The organism is Undibacterium sp. Di27W, assembly GCF_049340345.1.
GTDB lineage: Bacteria > Pseudomonadota > Gammaproteobacteria > Burkholderiales > Burkholderiaceae_D > Undibacterium.
Genome location: NZ_JBMPOS010000019.1, coordinates 55577 through 73228, shown reverse-complemented (window position 1 = coordinate 73228; position 17652 = coordinate 55577). Strand labels below are relative to the sequence as shown.

Here is a 17652-nt window from a genome sequence, read left to right as displayed (position 1 = left end):
TATTGTTCTTGGCATTTTTTATGCGATAACGCATAATGCAGCCATGGACGCGAAAACTAATATCAAATACCTCATGGATAAGTCGGGCATGAACCCGACTTCGTTGGCAACTGCCCTGGAAAAAATGTTCCCTGATGAAGTCAGGGTGCCACAGGCGACGATCTTTCGTATCGTCGAGGGCATCACCAAGGACCCGCGCACTTCGTCGCTGGCGCCGATTGCCAAGTTCTTTAATGTCAGCCTGTCAGACTTGCGCAGCAAGGATTTGCGTGGCTATGAAACCAGCCAGCCCATTGCTGCCAATGATGAGCATATCGGCATAGCTGCTATTAATTACTATGCAGCCAAAGGCTCATGTGGTGGTGGCGCGCATAATGAAGATGCCGAACCCAAGGGCCAACTGATTAAAGAAGTCGGCTTTTTCAAGAAATATGGCGTCAAGGCAGAAAACCTGGCCGCCATCTATGCCGACGGCAGCTCGATGGCAGACTTTATCGTCGATGGCGACATGGTCATCATCGACCAGACCAAGACCGAGCCGCAAAGCGGCAAGATCTTTGCCATCCAGCATCCTGACGGTTTGCGCATCAAGCAACTGCGTCGCGAAATCGACGGCACCTGGGTGCTGGAAAGCCGCAACCCCGACAAGCGCACTTATCCCGATGAGCGCATCACGCCCGAGAATGTGGGCTTGCTGAAAATCATAGGGCGCTTTGTTTACAGGCAGGGTGGTTGATCAGTGTAGCGCTTGAAGTACGCAGATATATAGAGCGAGCACCCTTCTTTCGCCATGTTAATTTGCTATGATAGATGCTTTAAAGCCAGGGCGATTGCCCTGAGCTACATCATGACTGGATGATCAAGCCTCATGCAAACCAAGCTGTCAATGCCCCTCCACACCCCGCGCCTGATCGTGCGCACCATACAAGAAGACGATCTGCCTGATCTCTACCAGGTATTTTCTGACGCTGCCGTCACCCGTTTTTTACCCTATATCACCTGGGAAGATACGCTCGCTGCCCATAGCTGGTATGCGCGCGCCAAGGAAATGGCGGCGCAGGCGGCAGGCATGCAATGCGTGATCGTCGACAAGGCCAGCAACAAGGTCATCGGCGCTTGCCTGCTGTTTCGCTTTGATCCCGAATGTGAGCGCTGTGAGCTGGGCTATGCCCTGGCGCAATCACACTGGGGTGGCGGCTATATGGCAGAAGCCGTGCGCGCCTTGCTGAACCATGCTTTTGCTGAAATGGGCATCAACCGCATAGAAGCAGAAGTCGACCCGCGCAACCCCGCCTCGGCCCAGCTCTTGCGCAAACTCGGCTTTGTGCAAGAAGGCTTGCTGCGCCAGCGCTGGAAGATGAAGGGCGAGATCAAGGATACCTGGATGTTTGGCCTGCTGCGCGATGAATGGCAGGCGGCGAACACGCCAGCCTGAAGCAGGCATAGCCCCCACCATATAGTGCCCAAAGACCATCCCATTACTGAAGCAAACCCACCAAGGAAGATGCCATGACCACCTTTACCACCTCCCGCGATATCCCAGCCAGCCCGGCACAAGTCTTCGCTGCCATCAGCGACCCGCAACGCCTGGCACGCTGGTGGGGCCCTGCTGGTTTTAGCAATACCGTCCATGTCTGCGAATTCAGGCCTGGTGGTAAATGGTCTTTCATCATGCACGGGCCGGATGGTAAAAACTATCCAAATGAAAACCTGTTTGCCGAGATAGACGCCCCCAACAAGGTGGTGGTGCAACATGTGTCAGAACCGCACTTTCACCTGACCATCAGCCTGGCAGCATCCGCCACCGGCACCCTGGTATCCTGGGCCCAGGCTTTCGAGAATGCCGATGTCGCCAGGCAGATAGAGCATATCGTCTTGCCGGCGAATGAGCAGAACCTGGATAGGTTGACGGTGGAGGTGGTGGGGGTTTAGGCTGGACTGTTTGTCACTTCAGATAGACAGGCAACCACTAAAAAGCGACAGCAGACCGTTTAAGCAGGCACATGACATTCAAATAATATTACACTGGCATATTCAAGCTATTCAATTTATCAGCCACTATGCCTGTGCAAATAGTTGAGGTGTTAAGACGATCCGAGCAGGGAGTGACCAAACCATTTATTTGTCGTGGCGATGATGGTCATACCTATTTTGTAAAAGGGTGTGGCGCTGGTAGGAAAAGTTTAATTGCAGAATATATATGCGGACGATTGGCACGCCGACTAGGCTTGCCAATTGCGGATTTTGAGATTGTGGATGTGCCGGAACAATTGATAAAAGCAGGCTTGTTACCAGAAATCAATGAGCTGGGGAGTGGGCTTGCATTTGGGTCAAGAGCATTGCCCCACATACAAGAAATACACTTCACGCATTTAACCAAGATCAAACCTGCGCTGGCAAAAGATGTGCTCGTGTTTGACTGGTGGATACACAATCAGGATAGGACACTGTCAAGCAAAGGCGGTAACCCCAATCTGTTGTGGGATCAAAGAAATGCTAAACTAGTAGTCATCGACCACAATGTTGCTTTTGACAAAAACTTTGACAGGCAGGCATTTTCTGAAAATCATATTTTTGCCCAGTATTTTCCGGCAATACAATATGATTGGGTCGATTGCACTGAATATCAGACTCGATTACAAGATGCCTACGCTGAATTTGATCGTGCCTGCAGTGACATCCCGCATGAATGGTGGTGGGTAGATGATGGTGTCCCCGCTCTGTTTGACAGAGAGGAAACCAGGCAAGTTTTGAGTCGTTTCAATCAACAAGATTTTTGGAGGATAGCGCCATGAAATACGCATGCCAATATGCTATCGTTCGCTTCATGCCCTTTGTCGAGACGGGTGAGTTTGCCAATGTTGGCATCGTCATGATGTGCCAGGAGGCAGCTTACTTTGATTTTATCCTGCTCAATCGCGTAAGACGCATTACCGCCTTCTTTGATCAGCTTGCCCCCCAGATTTACAGAGATGCGAAGACTGATCTCAAAAATGAACTGCAACGAGTAAAAGAAATGCTGCAAGCAAGCATGCAGGCAAACGACAAGACTGCACGCTTCCTGTTCCAGGAATTGATACGCACGCGCGAAGTCATGCTGAGGTTTGATGAACCCAGAGTCGTGCTGACAAATGATCCCGCTACAAAACTGGAGGAATTGTTCCGGTTTTATGTGGAAAGAAATTTTGTCACCCACGACTATGTAGAAAAGAAACTGGAAAAACGGGTTCGTAACCTGCTGGCTGACAATAATCTGCCATCCTACCGTAGTGGAACCGCCAGAGGTGGCGCATTCAGTGCCAACTTCCCTTTTGCCCACTATGACGCAAACGGAGAAATAGACAAAGCGATTAAACCCTTGTACTTGGCACATGATGACCCGGCACAAGCCCATGAACATGGATGGGCATGGTTAGGTAAGTTCAACCAACTGCAAAAATCGGATGCGCTGCCCAGAGATATTCTTGTTGTTGCAGAAGCGCCGTCGCCGGAAAGCGGTGAAAACTATGCAATTTTTCAACAGCTAGAAGAAGATTTTCAAAAAATTAGCGTTCCAGTCATACCAATTGAACAGCAATTGCAGATTAAGCAATTCGCCCACATTCACTAAACAGCCCCTCAAAACCCGCACTCGCGGGTTTTTTTACGCCCTTATACCCAATCCCGCACTTTCCACGTTTACATATAACCAAGTATTCCATACGAAATCATACTTTTTAATACAATTTCGTATTGACATCAATTATACGGAAGCGTATAGTTCTATACATGGTCAGACAAACAAAGAAAGCGACAAATGAGCACGCAAACTTATTTCGGATTGCCTAAAACCTATTACGCCCAACCGGCTACTGCATCGACTGCGGTACTCATGAATGGGCAAAATCTGATCGACGCCTTTGCAGAATGCAGCATGGAACAATGCGACAAACTGGCCAGCCTGCTGGACCAGGGGCGGTATGAAAACTTTGGCAGGATGATGGCCAAGGTGTTACTGGACTGGCAGCAATAAATAGGGGCAGACGCAAAACCGCTCCAGCTGCGTTGCAGCTCCCGCATTTAGCAAGATTCGGTACTAAAGTACTGTCTTCGTCGTTACGCCTTGCTGGAACAATTTTGCGTCTGCCCCTTAGAACCTATGTACGTAATCGCGTAGCACGCACAAAAGTATACGCTGGTGAAATCGGGTCGCCACCAATTTCACGCTTGCCGGAGTAGCGCCCGGCACCTTGTCTGCGCTGGCCTTGCACCTTCTGCTGCCGCGTTCACCCGCGGCGGGCAAGGCCAGCGCATCACATGGGCATCAGGTTTTTTCTGCAACAACAGCCAGCCGCAATGGCCAGCGATAGCAATACACGTTTTACAGCAAGGCATCACCCTGCATCACTCATTAAGCATCACCCCAAAAAACTACATTGATTAACACGAGAACGAGTGCGTTTTTTCGCTGTGTATGCGCTCGTCTACATTTTGTGAGGACCAGCATGAAAACATCCCTGACAGACTGGCTGCTGACTGCCCTGGCGTATATCGTCATTTGCGCAGTGCTCAGCATCATCAATCATGAAGAAGACAATCTGCCCGGCGCAGACCAGCCTGAACGACAGGCAGCGCCTGCCAGCCAGGCTGCGGCAACACTGCATGCGTCAGTGAGCGCCCAGCTTAGCCAGAAAATGGCCCCATCAACTGAGCGCGCTGCCCTGAACAAACTGGCGCAAGAGGCAGAACGCATGACTGGCTTTGCAGCGGGTGAGCAATGAAACATAGCCGCCAATTACGCGCCGTCGGCAATGCCCTGTTCGATGCGCGCAGCAGCCAGTGCATGGCGATTGCCTATGGCTGGCAGGCCGAAGCGCATTACGATGCCAGCGGCAAGATCTGCAACCCCGATGCCCTGCAAGCCTCCGACGAAGCCATTGCCAATGCCCGCCTGTGGGCACTGGCACCCGAGCTGCTCGACAAGGCCCTGGCCCTGGCCGCCAAGCTGCCACAGGATAGTCAATGGTTTGCCGCCCATGAAGCACAAGCCCTGCGTCAACTTTGTCAAACTTTAGAGAAAACCAGCACATGAACGATACACACGCCCTCATCAACCACCTGCACATGCGTGTGCGCATCATGTGCGCGGTGTACCGCATGATACGCAACCTGGGTTACAGCCGCCTGGCTGCATGCAAGACAGCGCTGCAGCACTGAGCGCTGGCAAAACGACGCAGAACAAGACAGAACGATTCATTTACCGCAAGGCGACAACCGCAATGGCATACGTCAATAAAGTGATCCTCGTCGGCAACCTGGGCCGCGACCCTGAAACCCGCTACGCCCCCAATGGCGAAGCCATCAGCAACATCACCATCGCCACCACCGACAGCTGGAAAGACAAATCCACTGGCGAGCGCAAGGAACGCACAGAGTGGCACCGCATCAGCTTCTTTGGTCGCCTGGCAGAGGTGGTGGGCATGCATCTCAAAAAAGGTGCCTCCATCTACATAGAAGGCAGCCTGCGCACGCGCAAATACATGGACAAGGATGGTACGGAAAAATTCATCACCGAAGTCCGCGGCGACACCATGCAAATGCTCAGCAAAGCCAGCACGCCAGCAGGCGGGGGCAATGCTGTCCAGGCAAGGACGCAGCAGCCAGCCCGCGCACCTGAGACCTGGGACAACATGGATGATGATTTGCCGTTTTAATCAACGCTAATAACCGCACAGCTAACCACAGTTAACAAGTAATAGCAGTCCCTTCTCCCTCAAAGAGAAGAAGTTTACCAACAACCGCCGAAAGGAAACGAAATGAAAAACGCCATGAGAAACGACATCGCCGCACGCTATGCCCAGGTAGCCAAAATCCTGAGTGACAAATTCCTCTTCATCGAAGACATCATGCGTGAGCTGCGCACCTCGGAAAACTATGCCCGCAAACTCATCGCTGACCTGTGCTTCTCTGGCCACGTCGTACAACGTGCCACCCCGACCAACCGCGGTCGCAGCAAATTGCAGTTTGGCTGGCACAGTGGCAAACCCGCCCCCACCATGTACACCCGCCAGATCAAGCCAGGCACAGACAAAATCCGCCGTACTGATCCCCTCATGATAGCCCTGTATGGTGAAGCATGATGCAGGCAGCCCAGCAGAACATCGGCATGACTGAGCAAGCCCCTGGTCCCTTGCGCGCCTCATGCCAGCTCCTGCCCTGGAGCCGCAGCATAGACCTGCGCCTGGCGCGCCGCCATGCAGGCAAGCTGCACACCGCCCTACCCTTGCATTTCCAGGAAGTGCCGGAAGGCCAGCCCGGCCCACCTGCACTCTGCCTGCAATATGAAGATGCCCAGCAACTCATGGATGAACTCTGGAACTGCGGCTTGCGCCCCCATGACAATACTGGCAGCCCGGGCAGCAGCAACCATATAAACAGCGCCGCCGCACTGGCAGCCACCGAACGCCATTTAAAAGACATGCGCGACATGGCATTTTGCCTGCTCGGTGCCTACCAGGCCTGATTCACTACTCAACACTCAACACTCAATACTCATCGTCACCAAAGGAAAACCATGGCCATCACCCGCATCATAGGCCCGGACGGCCTGCCCTACCGCCTCACCTCACCCGATGAGATGGACGATGAGTTCGACCATGACTGGCCAGCCCCCAGCCTGCCACCCGCCATGCCAGACCTGGACATCCCCGGCTTGCTGCCCAACACCTATCCAGGCCAGCCCGACGCGCAAGACCTGATGCCCTTCGCAGACATCCACAATAGCGAAGACCAGCAATTACCTGCACGCCTGTATGCCAGATTGCCAGAGCGGGAACCCGGCATCCTGCCACCCGATACTGCCAGCAGCAGAGACTATATGCCCGGCCCTGCACCTGTCAAAGGTTTGCTATTGCGTGCCATGGCGGGTAATGATGAAGCAGGCGTGGGTGAGCCTAAGGTGCAGATGAACGATCTGGATAGATGGTCGCGCAATCCCATGAATGAGCGCGAGGAAGATGCATCTGCGGAGCAAGATGCAATGCGCGGGAAAATGGGGCTGCTTAATAGGTTTTCTGATCCAGATTCATGGGGTAAAAATTCAAATATGATTGACTCGAATAAGCAGCAAGTTGATACTTTGGAGAGTCGGGACCCAGTCTATCAAAATAATTTCATTGATATTCACTCTGAAAATGATCCGCTCTTCAATACCAATAGAGAATCCAGATTATTTAAAGATGGCACATGGCGACATGCAATGATTACCCCATTCATTCAAATAAGGCATCCCGACACATCTGAACTTGATACTTGGTCAAATCAGGCTATGGGTTTTGGCGAAAATCCAAATTCACCGACAAATTCCCTGCGATTCGTCATTGCCGCAAAAGGCGATAATATTTCCTCTTTAATTGGCAAGAGTGAACCACGGGATATTGGCAACTTCATGCATGCCAATGCCCTTGACAGTAGTCGCATTCAGATAGGGGAAACCTACATGATGCCTCAAAAAAATTACATCTATGGAGATGCAAGCAAGATCGGCCAAAAAGTATTGGATATAGATAATATGCGTCGCCTGTCCGCCGAACGACCAAGCATACCTCAGCAAGATTTATCAACGTCAGAAATTGAGTATCTAAGTAAGATGCTTAATCAAGACGTCCAGGGAAGCAAAAATATAATTCCAAAGGAGCCTCAATTGATGCGTGCTGGTGGCCTGCAAGCGTCACCTTTTGAAAGTACTCCACATTATGGTGCGATTGATGTTCGCGGCGGAGATGAGCGTTTGCGTTCTGTTCAAAGAGTTCCAAAAGAAATTCCTACAAATCATCTTCGACCCGGTGAATCTATCAAAGGCAACGTATTCTTTGGTGGGGCAGGAATGGACGGCCCCTATATCCAGGATATGGTTCGCGCATTTGACAAGCAAGGAATAAAATTAACGCCTGCAAACAGGGACACCTGGTCATATGGAACTTTATTAGATGCTGGTCCTGGCGTGCAAACGTATCGATACGGTCAACACCCGTTTCCGACGCCGCTTGAAAAATTCGACCAAAGCGGAAATCAGTTCAACCTCATAGGTTACTCCTACGGCTCAGAAGTAGCCGCACAAGTAGCCGTAAATTACGCCAAAGCAGGCACAAAAGTAGACAACCTTGTATTAATAGCATCACCAATCAGCGATGATTTTTTAGAAAGTGTAAAGAACACAAAAAATATCAACAATGTTATCGTATTAAATCTTGAAAAACAGGGCGATCCCATCAAAGCTGGCATACCACTCACATCTTTGATTGCAGGAGCACCTACCTTAATCAAGCAGATGCGGGCCGGCACCGGAGAAGGTCACTTTTATTATGCCCCTGACTCAGATGCAGGCAAGGAAAGAAGAAATGCGCTGGCCGAATATTTATACAAGCAAGGAGTTCGATGATGGCAGCTTGGTCGCAACGAGTAAGCATGATTTTTTATTTTTTTTCTTTGAGCATTAACTCTTTTGGATCGGCCTGGCTCATCTACTATCATTGGAATTTTTGGATGGAAGGTAAATTCTTTTTAGGTTCTGTTAGTGGAATCGTTGTGGCCGAATATGTCACTGTGAGTCTCGCATTGTGGCTCACTGGAAGATATCTCTATAAAAGAAAAGCATTGGATCTCGTCTTTTATGGATTGACAGCCATTCCCTTCTTAATGCTTATTTTCATACCTGCAAAATTCTATATTGACTGAACATCCATGGCGATCAAAGTGAAAACGACGTTAAAACGCTCACTCATATTTCTGATCGCCGTAAGTACAATGTTCATCAGTCCACGTAGATACGATTAGAAGCGTAATCGTATCTACACTCGCTATAAAAATCGATCAAAGTAAAATGCCAAAGCCTGTTCATCCTTAAAGATAAAGACATGAAATCCATTTTAAAAAAAATAGCGAGCATTCTTGTATTGATATTCCTTGCCTTGCTCCCCCTACTTGCTTTTAGTTATTTCCTGCTCCACGAGCCCGGAGAAAAGGTACGCGAGATATATTCATATGAAGATCAGAAAAAAAGGGGTGGCCATCATGTCACCATTTCATCTGATGGCACACATCAACATGGCTATTCTCAAGAGGAAGATCGCTACGTATTAAATGTTTTCTTTTATCGGCGTTCTATCAGCGTAGACATTTCCCTCATCAACCGGGATGAAAACATCATCTCTTATCTCAAAAAATGCAAAGTCACTGAAACCAGCGAAGGCATTACTTTTTTGCAGCCAAGCGGCTATTCGACGTTTATTCCCAAATCCGAGCTGCCTTGAAACGCATGACTGCAAGTAAGCATGATTAGTCATCTTAACAGTACCTACACTCGCTAATCAGCGACGGATATTTTAAAAGGAGTATCGCCAGTGAAAACGACGTTAAAGCGCTTATTCATATTGCTGGTCGCCGCAAGTAATCTATTGATCAGCGCTCCAGAGGCGCAGGCTTTGGAGCAAAAATTCGATCTCGAATTGAGGGTACTCAACGCTACAAAACATGGGATCGAAATCTGTCACGCTACCCCAACGGATTGCAGTGCCATAGTTCCAGAAGATACCTATGAAGATGGGCAAATCACAAACGGGAAGCAAGTTCCCAATTTCTACCGCTGGTTATATCGTGTCACCATCAATATCTGTGGAAAAAATGTGCGCCTAAGCAGGACGATCACGAATCCGGAACAGCAAAATAACGGTCGTGACATCATCTTTTACAGAATGACCATCAATGAAGAAGCTTATCAGCGAGTATGTAGTGACGAAAAAAACCGACAGGAAAGCATCCCTGAAACCAGGCAATGCTTATTGAACGTACTTCGTTCAGACGGTCTCTAATCAAGTTAAGGAGTAGGGTGCGTTATAACGCACCGGCTGTGATGCAAAAAAATGAGGGCGGCGGCAATGCAAGATCGCTGCGTCAAAACGCACCCTACGGACTGAAAACTACCACTTATCATTACATGGAAAGCAGGTAGCGAGTAGGGTGCGTTATAACGCACCGGCTGTGATGGTAAAACGAGAATATTAACAATGCAAAATCGGTGCGTTACAACGCACCCTACTGACTGAAAATTACCACTTATCATTGCATGGAAAGCAGGTAGTCCACGCAGTTCACGTAGGTACGATTAGCGCAGCGTAATCGTACGCATGATCGCTGTCACTCCCTACTCTGCTTGAAAAGCATGGCTGCTTCACAGTAATCAATCAAGTATAAGTATAAGCCACGCGCCTGCTGAAATAGTAGGTGCTCAGCACGAGATATCTTTGATGCCTCTGGTTATTCAAGCCCTGCATGCGTACGATTACGCTGCGCTAATCGTACCTACACTCGCTATATCAGGACGAATATTTTGCGAGGAGCATCACCGCGAGTAGGGTGCGTTATAACGCACCGGCTGTGATGGTAAAACGAGGATGATAGCAATACAAAATCGGTGCGTTACAACGTACCCTACGGGCCTCACCAGGTAGGGTGCGCATGGCGCCCCCTACAAAACATGCATGGTCATCGCTTGCCGGTTTGGCGACCTATACCCTGCCTGCGTATTTACATCACCGCAATCAGGCGTACCCTGACGGCATCTTGCTCGGCCGTTTCGCAGCGTTCTATGCAATAGCGCAGGTCTTCGATGAGGTCTTCATCGTCGCTTGCTTCGACAGCGGCTTGTTCCAGTGCGCGCAGGGTGGCCAGCAGTTCGGCTGGGTTGACCCATTTGGCGTTTTCTGCCAGCCATTGTTCTGCCTCATCTTCGTCCATGTCGTCTTCGCTGACATTGAGTTCCATGTCAGAAAAATCGACAAACTCGGTCAGGGCGACGACATCGAGAGTAGCGCATTTTTCATCCAGGGCATCCATGCTGTCGTAGAGAAAAGCCAGGTCATCCGGGGCAAAATCGTCGGGGTCGTTTTCCAGTGTGATCCATAAGACGGTGCTCATTGTGGTTGTTCTCCCAAGTAGAGGATAATCAAAGATGTTTCTGCGCACGCTATGCCCCTGGTAATTTGGCAGGCGAGCGCGTGACGATATACCAGTGTATGGCAGATTATCTGGTACTGTAATGACAATAGTGTGACAATAACATGACCAGCCGCTTCTGCCGTGCGCCAGTACTTTATCAAGGCCAGCTATAATCTGGGCTTTTCTCAGGCAAGACTGTCATGCAAGACCCGCTCATCGCTCTATTAAATGCCCATATCCCCGTTGACGCGACAGAAGCCGCCCATCTGCGCCTGGCTCTGGACTTTGTCAGCAGCACTGCCAATTGCTGCAGCCGTGCCACGCTGGCGGGACACATCACGGCATCGGCATGGATACTCTCGCCTGATCGCCAGTCAGCCTTGCTGACGCATCACAAGAAGCTCAATCGCTGGCTGCAACTGGGTGGGCATACCGATGATGCCGATGCCAGCATACAGGCTGCCGCTGCGCGCGAAGCGCGGGAAGAAAGCGGCATCACCGATTTGCACTTGCTGAGCGACGCCCTGTTTGATGTCGATGTGCACCCCATCCCTGCCAGAGGCAACGAGCCTGCGCATTATCATTACGACTTGCGGTTTTTATTCCAGGCACAGCATGAAGACTTTAGCGTCAGCGAAGAATCGCATGCGCTGGCCTGGGTAAGGCTGGCAACGCTGGCGGCAGATAGCAGCAATACATCGGTTGCCAGGATGGCGAGGAAGAGTTTGAAAACATAGTGTTTGGCAGATGTTGCAACTTGCTAAAAAAATTCAGTTGCGTTAGATGTGTAGGGTGCGTTGCAACGCACCGAATGCGAAAAGCATAGATAAGAAAATTTAAAATTCGAGATAAGTAACACATGTGCCCCATGAAAGTCATCGAAAGAGATTTCAATGTTTGACGATCATCATGCGGTGCGTTACAACGCACCCTACATGCTTGTTCCTGCTCTGGAAAAACGCAAGGCTGAACGACGCTGGATGCTGGATCAAGTCCGGCATGACGGTTTGGCGGCTAATTGCTGGCAATGTATATTATTGTGCATAGAACGTAGGTACGATTAGCGCAGCGTAATCGTACAAATTCTCAACATGCCGCATTGCCAGCCGTGGGCAAGGATATCTAAAACCTCCAAGACCTTTAAGCTTATTTGGAGCAAGCTGAAATTGCCATGGCCCACATGCGTACGATTACGCTGCGCTAATCGTACCTACATACTGCTTCCTTATTTTTATTCCTCAAGGCTATCGAACTTCACTTGTAAATATATGCAAGCCAATGAGATGTTGATTCTTGCTTCGTGATTTCTTTTGTCTCTATCACTGCTTTGCTTTTTACAACAAGCAAAATAATTTTATCGACTTGCACCGGGTGTCCACTCATTGCACTGAGTAGCTTTAGCGGGCCTAAAAAAGAATTATATTGATGGTGAATAATGACAATGTCCAAGTTATCCAACTCAGATTGAAACAAGACTTCGTCTGCATCAGCCAGAGCAAGCTCATCAAGCATCAGTTTTCTATTTTTCGAAGTGTAGCGTGCTATCTGAGGTAATTCCTGGCCAGTAATTGATGCAATTTTATGCAATGTTATTTCTGGCAGGCTGACAGAATAATTAGCTTGTAGGACGTTATTTTTAGCCTGTAACGATAATTGTACTTCGCTAGCGCACACAATGGGAGCGTGCAATAGCAACGCCGAAACAAAGAAATGACGGAGAAATTGAGTAGTTTTTTCAATAATTTTCATTGGCGTTTTTCTAGTCCCTCACTTTTCGAGTCTCTATTTTAACTACGGTGACTGCTTGTCGATGCATGATAGCTTGCAAGGTATGTCAGGTCCGGCACTATTGCTCTACATAGCGCCGTACCCCCTAAATAATATGCGCAAACACCGGCATTATTGGCACCAACATGAACGCTCCATCGATCATGCCATCAGATTACATGAATTCACCGGCTCTGCTAATGAGGCCTATCCGGTTTACCCCTTGCTGCTGCGCCAGCGCCAATACCCTGGCCACATGCCGGTAAGTGGTGGCATTGCCAGCATGCAGGTAGACTGCATATGTACTGCTCTGTTGTCTGGCCAGTGCCTGGAAGTTGCGGCCAAGCTGGTCCATGGTCACGGTATTGCCATTCCATTGCAGGCCGCCATGAAGGTCTACGCTGAGTGTGATTGTGGTAGTCTCAGGGCGCAGCCATCCGCAACTGTCGTTACTGCCATAGTCGATCAAATGGCGCTCAGGTGGCAGGCTCATCAGCAGCATCATGATCAACGCCAGCAACAGGCCTATCATGGGCGTATTGTCCAGGTTCATCATCAGTTCTGGCTCTGTTTTATGCTGATTTGGCATGCCGCCTCCCTTGTCGTACTGGCATGACAACTATAGCAGCCAGCGCCGCTTTGTGCAAAGCGCAACGACTATTTCAGTATTTTTGCTATCTGCCCATTATTTTGAGCTAGTATGGTAAGGACTTCTTAAGGGGAGGCCAACATCATATGAACAGCTTTTTCAGACTCTGGAAAAATCAAATACTGATCCTGGCGACAGTGCTGGTGTTTGCCTTTTACCTGGTCTTCCTGACTGCCGCACCGCCCTACTGCCTGAACCTGAACCGTTACCTGTCAAATCAGGAGCTGCTGGAGATCGTGGTTGCCAATGAGATCAGCCATGGCTATGTCAAATTGGACAATGAAAAAATGTCTGCCAATGACTATGTCAGCCAGCATTCGGCCTGCTGTCAGGTGTATCGCGCGCAACAGAAAAAATGGTATGAAACCTTGCTCTCGTCAAATAGTCCAAATACTGAGATCGATTATTGGATAGAGTTTGTCTATCAAAATAAAGAAGAGCGCTTTGTCGCTGCGCTGGTTAAATTGGAAGCCTGTGGAGATGTAAAGAAAATTCTCAGGTTAGGCGTCCCAAAAGAAAAAATGACGCCGCAATTGAAGGGATAATGCATAGTATCACCCTTGCCTATGCCAAAAGCAGGCTGCAAAAGTGAAGTCGACAATGTTTGGTTATACTAGAATGCATTTCATCAATACGGATGGAATGCATTCGAATGAAATGCGTGTGAATAATTGACTGCACTGAGTGGCAATCATCTTTTAAGGCAGGGAATATGAAAATCTATTCTGAAATCATCGTTCTGTATGAGCATGTCGCCATGCCCGGCGAAGATGATTTTTGTCCGGCATTCTGGCAAGCAGAAGAATTTGATTCAGAGGGCGATTTTTATGGCGATGACGAAGCCAGGGACTGGACCACGCTCAAGCTCAGCAAGCACTATGCCAATGGCCGCAATAGTGACTTCCATTTATATGTGCACCGCGAAAAAGGTGGCGACGCCACGCATGAACTGGCCCGTTACATCCAGTACCGCAATGAAGGCCTGTACAAAGATAAAAAACATCTGCAGGAAGCTAAAAACCTCTGTGTAGCCGCACTGGAAATCCGCGCTGCGTCTCTCGAAGACTACCGTGAATTTTTACGCACCGTGCATTTTTTCCTGGAACATACCGGTGGCATCGCCGCCAACGTCGGTGGTTTTGATGCCTGGGATTTCAAGACGGAGTTTGTGGATTGATGGCTCCGCGGGTTGCGCCATTTTTAAACTCGGTAGGGTGCATTATAACGCACTGGCTCTGGCGCTCAAACCCGCGTGACACCGATGCAATGCATCAGCTCGTGTAGTTCGTGTAGGTACGATTAGCGCAGCGCAATCGTACGCATGTACGCATGATCAGCAGCAATTTTCTATGCCGCTGCAAAAGCACGACAGCTTGATGATATTGTATCCAGCATGCATTACACTCGTGCAAAAAAGGACAGACGGCGATCATGGGATTTGCTTGAGGTCTATCGCTGTTTCAGGCATCGCATGCGTACGATTACGCTGCGCTAATCGTACCTACGGGCTTCAAGAAAGAGTTTGTGAATTGATGGTTGGTAGGGTGCGTTATAACGCACCACTTCCCTGGATCGCCAAAGCTCGCGTGGATACTGTTATTCCAGCTCGCGTAGGTACGATTAGCGCAGCGTAATCGTACGCATGGTCAGCAGCAATTTTCCATGCCGCTTCAAAAGCACGACAGCTTTAGGATATTGAATCAAGCATGCATCACACTCGTGCAAAGAAGGACAGACAACGATCATGGGATTTGCTTGAGGTCTATAGCTATTGCACGCATCGCATGCGTACGATTACGCTGCGCTAATCGCACCTACGGGCTATGCCTTGGCATTTACTTTTACGTGCTACACGGCTCATTGAGTATCTCTATCTCGTGCAAAAAATTTTCACAAACAATCCTGAACACGCTGCCCCGCGAAAAATATAATTCATGGATTAGGGCCTGTTTGTTTTCTGTCAGGCTCACTTCATGGATCAATAAATCACCATGACCAATGGCACCGAATGGAGGATGGGAAAACTCTTCTGGCGTCACTATGCTGTATTCAATCACACCGGAATACACAAGATGGATTTTCAGATCATGATAAGGCCCCAAAAAGCTTGTCTCTATCTGGATGGCCCGAATTTCTGAGCGTTCACCACTTGCCACTTCCGAAATACAAAATCGCTCCAGCCAGGCATCATGCAGGCTTTGATGGCTGGTCAGATCATAATTACGCGTATCTACGGCGAATGCATATACGCCTGCTGGAAATTGCTCACAATGGTCTTGCAAGTATTGTTGATATGCTGGGAAATCAAAGTCATATTCCCCTTTACGTAGCGATTCAAAGAATTTCATAGAATAAAAATCTGGATAAGTAGGGTGCGCCGCGCGCACCAGCTTGACGCAAGTATTGCCAATCCTCTTCAGTACAAAACCTATGTTGCCAGCCTGCGCACTATCAACATTAGCCTGCATGATGGAGCAAGCTATCACATCGTCCAAAAAAAAACACCACGGTATCAGAAATACCGTGGCGATAACAATACCTAAGGAGACACTACCCACATATGGTAATTAAATTGTGTTACGCAAGTATGACCATGCGATTTTACATTTACCTGGCAGCATCTACGCCTCGCAGGCGAACACAAGTCTGCATCAAATGCCCTGGCTTATCTTAGCCTGTGCGCACCTTGCCGGGGTGGGCGATGCCCAGTTCTCTGAGTTTGTCTTCGCGTATGCGGTAGGGGCAACCGCCCAGCCACATATCTTCTTCTGGATGCGGGAATTTGCTGGCGACGAAATCGACAAAGCGCCTGACCTTGGCCGACAACTGGCGGCGGCTGGGGTAGACCATGGATATCGAGACCGCACCAAAGCAATGTTCGGGGAATAGCCTGACCAGCCTGCCTTGCGCCAGATCGTCATCGATCTGGAAAGACGTGCGCAATACCAGGCCCATGCCAGCCAGGGCGCAGGCGCGCAGCACGTCGGCATTATTGCTGATGACCTTGGCATGGATGGGGATGGCGCGGTAAGAGTCGCGCCCCAGGCGTTTGTCAAAGGCCATCCAGTTATCGCGCAAGAAATCATAATTGAAATTGAGGCAGCGGTGGCCAGAGATATCTTCAGGCGTGAGGGGCGTGCCATGCTCTTGCAAATACGCAGGCGAGGCGCACAGCAAGACTTCTGAGGTGGCCAGCTTGCGTGAGATCATGCTGCCATCGATCTTTTGCAGATCGAGATAGAAACCGACATCAATGCCCTCCTCGACCAGGTCGACATGATGGTCGGTGATCTTGATGTCGAGCATGACATCCGGGAATTGTTTGGCAAACTCGGGCAACAAGGGGGCAAGTTGCGCTTTCCCGAAATGTGGTACAGAATATACGCGCAAAGTGCCGCTGGGTTTTTGCGCGGCATAAGAGGCGATGGCATCGGCATCGTCGATATCACTCAAGATGGCGCGCACCCTCTCCAGGTAAACCAGGCCGGTCTCGGTCAGCGACAATTTGCGGGTAGAGCGATTCAATAAACGCGTACCCAGATGGCTCTCCAGATCAGCCATATACCGCGTCACCACCGCATTGGACATGTCCATCGCCGTAGCTGCCTTGGCAAAATTGCCCAGCTCCACGACCTTGGCAAAAATGCGCATAGATTGCAATCTGTCCATTTCAAGTCCTTTATTGTTCCTGATTCAGCAATAGTATATTCCCGTTTCAATACTTTATTGTTGAATCCGAAAAGCCTACACTTCTTTCCATCGGTGCAGTGCAACATCAAAACCCGCTCTACACCGCGCCACTGACATTAGCTTGCTGTAGTTGTTATCGGAAGTGAAACTTCACTTCTCATGACAATTATGCAATAATGCGGGGAAGGCTTACTCTGAAACTTACTTATTGATCGGAATTATCATGAATGCGAAACAACTCTTTTTGGCAACCAGCCTGACATTTTTGACTGCTGCTTCTGCCTTTGCTGCCGATACTGCACCTGCACAAAAAACCCGTGCTGAAGTAGTTGCCGAACTGCAAGAAGCCCGCGCCAATGGCGAAGAAATCGGCATGGAAGGTTTCTCCTGGTACCCAGCGCAAAAAGCTGCCCTGGTTAAAGCCAATGCAGAAACACGTCTGGCAGCAGAAAAAACCAATGCTGACAAAGTAGCGACATCCAAAGCACAAAAATCGACACAGAACTAATTGTGTTGGCCATGTGCTGATGTGAAGGCCAGGTAATAACTGGCTGGCAGCAGAAATGATAAAA

The 17652-nt window shown here is 49.4% G+C and carries 26 protein-coding genes; 21 read left to right on the top strand and 5 right to left on the bottom strand.

Annotated elements, in window-relative coordinates; genetic code table 11:
• Positions 1 to 43 precede the first annotated feature (43 nt).
• The 16 genes from ACO0LF_RS28020 to ACO0LF_RS27945 all read left to right on the top strand — a co-directional run bounded on the left by ACO0LF_RS28020 (position 44) and on the right by ACO0LF_RS27945 (position 9848).
• A complete protein-coding gene (locus ACO0LF_RS28020) occupies positions 44 to 736 on the top strand; it encodes a LexA family transcriptional regulator (protein WP_423009157.1) in 693 nt (230 codons plus the stop codon).
• 150 nt (positions 737 to 886) lie between these two features.
• Entirely contained in the window at positions 887 to 1435 is a 549-nt protein-coding gene (locus tag ACO0LF_RS28015; RefSeq protein WP_423020110.1) for a GNAT family N-acetyltransferase, read from the top strand.
• Between the two features lie 74 nt (positions 1436 to 1509).
• On the top strand, positions 1510 to 1932 hold the full coding sequence (locus ACO0LF_RS28010) for an SRPBCC domain-containing protein (RefSeq protein WP_423020108.1): 423 nt from the start codon (positions 1510 to 1512) through the stop codon (positions 1930 to 1932).
• Between the two features lie 128 nt (positions 1933 to 2060).
• Positions 2061 to 2795: a HipA family kinase gene (locus ACO0LF_RS28005; RefSeq protein WP_423020106.1), complete on the top strand. Its 735-nt coding sequence runs from the start codon at positions 2061 to 2063 to the stop codon at positions 2793 to 2795.
• Positions 2792 to 3610, top strand: a complete 819-nt coding sequence (locus ACO0LF_RS28000) for a DUF3037 domain-containing protein (protein ID WP_423020104.1) — start codon at positions 2792 to 2794, stop codon at positions 3608 to 3610. Before ACO0LF_RS28005 ends, ACO0LF_RS28000 begins: the two co-directional genes overlap by 4 nt.
• A gap of 186 nt (positions 3611 to 3796) precedes the next feature.
• Positions 3797 to 4012 (top strand): hypothetical protein, encoded by a 216-nt coding sequence (locus tag ACO0LF_RS27995; protein WP_423020102.1) that lies wholly within the window; start codon positions 3797 to 3799, stop codon positions 4010 to 4012.
• Positions 4013 to 4484: 472 nt separating this feature from the next.
• The gene (locus ACO0LF_RS27990) at positions 4485 to 4760 is read left to right on the top strand and encodes a hypothetical protein (RefSeq protein ID WP_423020100.1); all 276 of its coding nucleotides are present in this window, start codon (positions 4485 to 4487) and stop codon (positions 4758 to 4760) included.
• Complete coding sequence (locus ACO0LF_RS27985) at positions 4757 to 5071, top strand: hypothetical protein (protein ID WP_423020099.1); 315 nt, start codon at positions 4757 to 4759, stop codon at positions 5069 to 5071. The genes ACO0LF_RS27990 and ACO0LF_RS27985 overlap by 4 nt, the downstream gene beginning before the upstream one ends.
• Positions 5068 to 5196, top strand: coding sequence for a hypothetical protein (locus ACO0LF_RS27980; RefSeq protein WP_423009173.1), 129 nt, complete (start codon positions 5068 to 5070; stop codon positions 5194 to 5196). The genes ACO0LF_RS27985 and ACO0LF_RS27980 overlap by 4 nt, the downstream gene beginning before the upstream one ends.
• 62 nt (positions 5197 to 5258) lie before the next feature.
• Complete coding sequence (ssb, locus tag ACO0LF_RS27975; RefSeq protein WP_423020146.1) at positions 5259 to 5693, top strand: single-stranded DNA-binding protein; 435 nt, start codon at positions 5259 to 5261, stop codon at positions 5691 to 5693.
• 102 nt (positions 5694 to 5795) lie between these two features.
• Positions 5796 to 6119 carry a hypothetical protein gene (locus ACO0LF_RS27970; protein ID WP_423020097.1) on the top strand — a complete coding sequence of 108 codons (324 nt, stop codon included), beginning with the start codon at positions 5796 to 5798 and terminating at the stop codon, positions 6117 to 6119.
• 26 nt (positions 6120 to 6145) lie between these two features.
• Positions 6146 to 6502 (top strand): hypothetical protein, encoded by a 357-nt coding sequence (locus ACO0LF_RS27965; RefSeq protein ID WP_423020095.1) that lies wholly within the window; start codon positions 6146 to 6148, stop codon positions 6500 to 6502.
• Between the two features lie 51 nt (positions 6503 to 6553).
• Positions 6554 to 8419: a hypothetical protein gene (locus tag ACO0LF_RS27960; protein WP_423020093.1), complete on the top strand. Its 1866-nt coding sequence runs from the start codon at positions 6554 to 6556 to the stop codon at positions 8417 to 8419.
• Positions 8416 to 8715: a hypothetical protein gene (locus tag ACO0LF_RS27955; protein ID WP_423020091.1), complete on the top strand. Its 300-nt coding sequence runs from the start codon at positions 8416 to 8418 to the stop codon at positions 8713 to 8715. Before ACO0LF_RS27960 ends, ACO0LF_RS27955 begins: the two co-directional genes overlap by 4 nt.
• Positions 8716 to 8894: 179 nt before the next feature.
• Positions 8895 to 9290: a hypothetical protein gene (locus tag ACO0LF_RS27950; protein ID WP_423020089.1), complete on the top strand. Its 396-nt coding sequence runs from the start codon at positions 8895 to 8897 to the stop codon at positions 9288 to 9290.
• A 90-nt stretch (positions 9291 to 9380) separates the two neighbouring features.
• Positions 9381 to 9848 carry a hypothetical protein gene (locus ACO0LF_RS27945; RefSeq protein WP_423020087.1) on the top strand — a complete coding sequence of 156 codons (468 nt, stop codon included), beginning with the start codon at positions 9381 to 9383 and terminating at the stop codon, positions 9846 to 9848.
• Positions 9849 to 10563: 715 nt separating this feature from the next.
• Here ACO0LF_RS27945 and ACO0LF_RS27940 read toward each other — a convergent pair.
• Positions 10564 to 10953 (bottom strand): hypothetical protein, encoded by a 390-nt coding sequence (locus ACO0LF_RS27940; protein ID WP_423020085.1) that lies wholly within the window; start codon positions 10951 to 10953, stop codon positions 10564 to 10566.
• 221 nt (positions 10954 to 11174) lie between these two features.
• On the opposite strand from ACO0LF_RS27940, the gene ACO0LF_RS27935 reads away from it, so the two are divergent.
• The gene (locus tag ACO0LF_RS27935) at positions 11175 to 11711 is read left to right on the top strand and encodes an NUDIX hydrolase (RefSeq protein ID WP_423020083.1); all 537 of its coding nucleotides are present in this window, start codon (positions 11175 to 11177) and stop codon (positions 11709 to 11711) included.
• Between the two features lie 156 nt (positions 11712 to 11867).
• Positions 11868 to 12038, top strand: coding sequence for a hypothetical protein (locus ACO0LF_RS27930; protein ID WP_423020081.1), 171 nt, complete (start codon positions 11868 to 11870; stop codon positions 12036 to 12038).
• A gap of 190 nt (positions 12039 to 12228) precedes the next feature.
• On the opposite strand, the gene ACO0LF_RS27925 is transcribed toward ACO0LF_RS27930, so the two are convergent.
• Positions 12229 to 12723 carry a hypothetical protein gene (locus ACO0LF_RS27925; RefSeq protein ID WP_423020079.1) on the bottom strand — a complete coding sequence of 165 codons (495 nt, stop codon included), beginning with the start codon at positions 12721 to 12723 and terminating at the stop codon, positions 12229 to 12231.
• Positions 12724 to 12916: 193 nt separating this feature from the next.
• Entirely contained in the window at positions 12917 to 13330 is a 414-nt protein-coding gene (locus tag ACO0LF_RS27920; RefSeq protein ID WP_423020077.1) for an ExbD/TolR family protein, read from the bottom strand.
• Between the two features lie 146 nt (positions 13331 to 13476).
• Here ACO0LF_RS27920 and ACO0LF_RS27915 point away from each other — a divergent pair, with 146 nt between their 5' ends.
• Entirely contained in the window at positions 13477 to 13935 is a 459-nt protein-coding gene (locus tag ACO0LF_RS27915; protein ID WP_423020075.1) for a hypothetical protein, read from the top strand.
• Between the two features lie 167 nt (positions 13936 to 14102).
• Complete coding sequence (locus tag ACO0LF_RS27910) at positions 14103 to 14567, top strand: hypothetical protein (RefSeq protein ID WP_423020073.1); 465 nt, start codon at positions 14103 to 14105, stop codon at positions 14565 to 14567.
• Positions 14568 to 15231: 664 nt separating this feature from the next.
• Here the strand turns inward: ACO0LF_RS27910 and ACO0LF_RS27905 are convergent.
• Together ACO0LF_RS27905 and ACO0LF_RS27900 are read right to left on the bottom strand one after the other, a co-directional pair.
• A complete protein-coding gene (locus tag ACO0LF_RS27905; RefSeq protein WP_423020071.1) occupies positions 15232 to 15885 on the bottom strand; it encodes a hypothetical protein in 654 nt (217 codons plus the stop codon).
• 175 nt (positions 15886 to 16060) lie between these two features.
• Positions 16061 to 17059 (bottom strand): LysR family transcriptional regulator, encoded by a 999-nt coding sequence (locus ACO0LF_RS27900; RefSeq protein ID WP_423020069.1) that lies wholly within the window; start codon positions 17057 to 17059, stop codon positions 16061 to 16063.
• Positions 17060 to 17303: 244 nt separating this feature from the next.
• Between ACO0LF_RS27900 and ACO0LF_RS27895 the strand changes: the two genes are divergently transcribed.
• Entirely contained in the window at positions 17304 to 17588 is a 285-nt protein-coding gene (locus ACO0LF_RS27895) for a DUF4148 domain-containing protein (RefSeq protein WP_423020067.1), read from the top strand.
• Positions 17589 to 17652: the final 64 nt, after the last annotated feature.

Coding starts and splice junctions, on each gene's coding strand:
- ACO0LF_RS28020 (WP_423009157.1), top strand. CDS start 44: ATGGACGCGAAAACTAATATCAAATACCTCATGGATAAGTCGGGCATG.
- ACO0LF_RS28015 (WP_423020110.1), top strand. CDS start 887: ATGCCCCTCCACACCCCGCGCCTGATCGTGCGCACCATACAAGAAGAC.
- ACO0LF_RS28010 (WP_423020108.1), top strand. CDS start 1,510: ATGACCACCTTTACCACCTCCCGCGATATCCCAGCCAGCCCGGCACAA.
- ACO0LF_RS28005 (WP_423020106.1), top strand. CDS start 2,061: ATGCCTGTGCAAATAGTTGAGGTGTTAAGACGATCCGAGCAGGGAGTG.
- ACO0LF_RS28000 (WP_423020104.1), top strand. CDS start 2,792: ATGAAATACGCATGCCAATATGCTATCGTTCGCTTCATGCCCTTTGTC.
- ACO0LF_RS27995 (WP_423020102.1), top strand. CDS start 3,797: ATGAGCACGCAAACTTATTTCGGATTGCCTAAAACCTATTACGCCCAA.
- ACO0LF_RS27990 (WP_423020100.1), top strand. CDS start 4,485: ATGAAAACATCCCTGACAGACTGGCTGCTGACTGCCCTGGCGTATATC.
- ACO0LF_RS27985 (WP_423020099.1), top strand. CDS start 4,757: ATGAAACATAGCCGCCAATTACGCGCCGTCGGCAATGCCCTGTTCGAT.
- ACO0LF_RS27980 (WP_423009173.1), top strand. CDS start 5,068: ATGAACGATACACACGCCCTCATCAACCACCTGCACATGCGTGTGCGC.
- ssb (WP_423020146.1), top strand. CDS start 5,259: ATGGCATACGTCAATAAAGTGATCCTCGTCGGCAACCTGGGCCGCGAC.
- ACO0LF_RS27970 (WP_423020097.1), top strand. CDS start 5,796: ATGAAAAACGCCATGAGAAACGACATCGCCGCACGCTATGCCCAGGTA.
- ACO0LF_RS27965 (WP_423020095.1), top strand. CDS start 6,146: ATGACTGAGCAAGCCCCTGGTCCCTTGCGCGCCTCATGCCAGCTCCTG.
- ACO0LF_RS27960 (WP_423020093.1), top strand. CDS start 6,554: ATGGCCATCACCCGCATCATAGGCCCGGACGGCCTGCCCTACCGCCTC.
- ACO0LF_RS27955 (WP_423020091.1), top strand. CDS start 8,416: ATGATGGCAGCTTGGTCGCAACGAGTAAGCATGATTTTTTATTTTTTT.
- ACO0LF_RS27950 (WP_423020089.1), top strand. CDS start 8,895: ATGAAATCCATTTTAAAAAAAATAGCGAGCATTCTTGTATTGATATTC.
- ACO0LF_RS27940 (WP_423020085.1), bottom strand. CDS start 10,953: ATGAGCACCGTCTTATGGATCACACTGGAAAACGACCCCGACGATTTT.
- ACO0LF_RS27935 (WP_423020083.1), top strand. CDS start 11,175: ATGCAAGACCCGCTCATCGCTCTATTAAATGCCCATATCCCCGTTGAC.
- ACO0LF_RS27930 (WP_423020081.1), top strand. CDS start 11,868: ATGTTTGACGATCATCATGCGGTGCGTTACAACGCACCCTACATGCTT.
- ACO0LF_RS27925 (WP_423020079.1), bottom strand. CDS start 12,723: ATGAAAATTATTGAAAAAACTACTCAATTTCTCCGTCATTTCTTTGTT.
- ACO0LF_RS27920 (WP_423020077.1), bottom strand. CDS start 13,330: ATGCCAAATCAGCATAAAACAGAGCCAGAACTGATGATGAACCTGGAC.
- ACO0LF_RS27915 (WP_423020075.1), top strand. CDS start 13,477: ATGAACAGCTTTTTCAGACTCTGGAAAAATCAAATACTGATCCTGGCG.
- ACO0LF_RS27910 (WP_423020073.1), top strand. CDS start 14,103: ATGAAAATCTATTCTGAAATCATCGTTCTGTATGAGCATGTCGCCATG.
- ACO0LF_RS27900 (WP_423020069.1), bottom strand. CDS start 17,059: ATGGACAGATTGCAATCTATGCGCATTTTTGCCAAGGTCGTGGAGCTG.
- ACO0LF_RS27895 (WP_423020067.1), top strand. CDS start 17,304: ATGAATGCGAAACAACTCTTTTTGGCAACCAGCCTGACATTTTTGACT.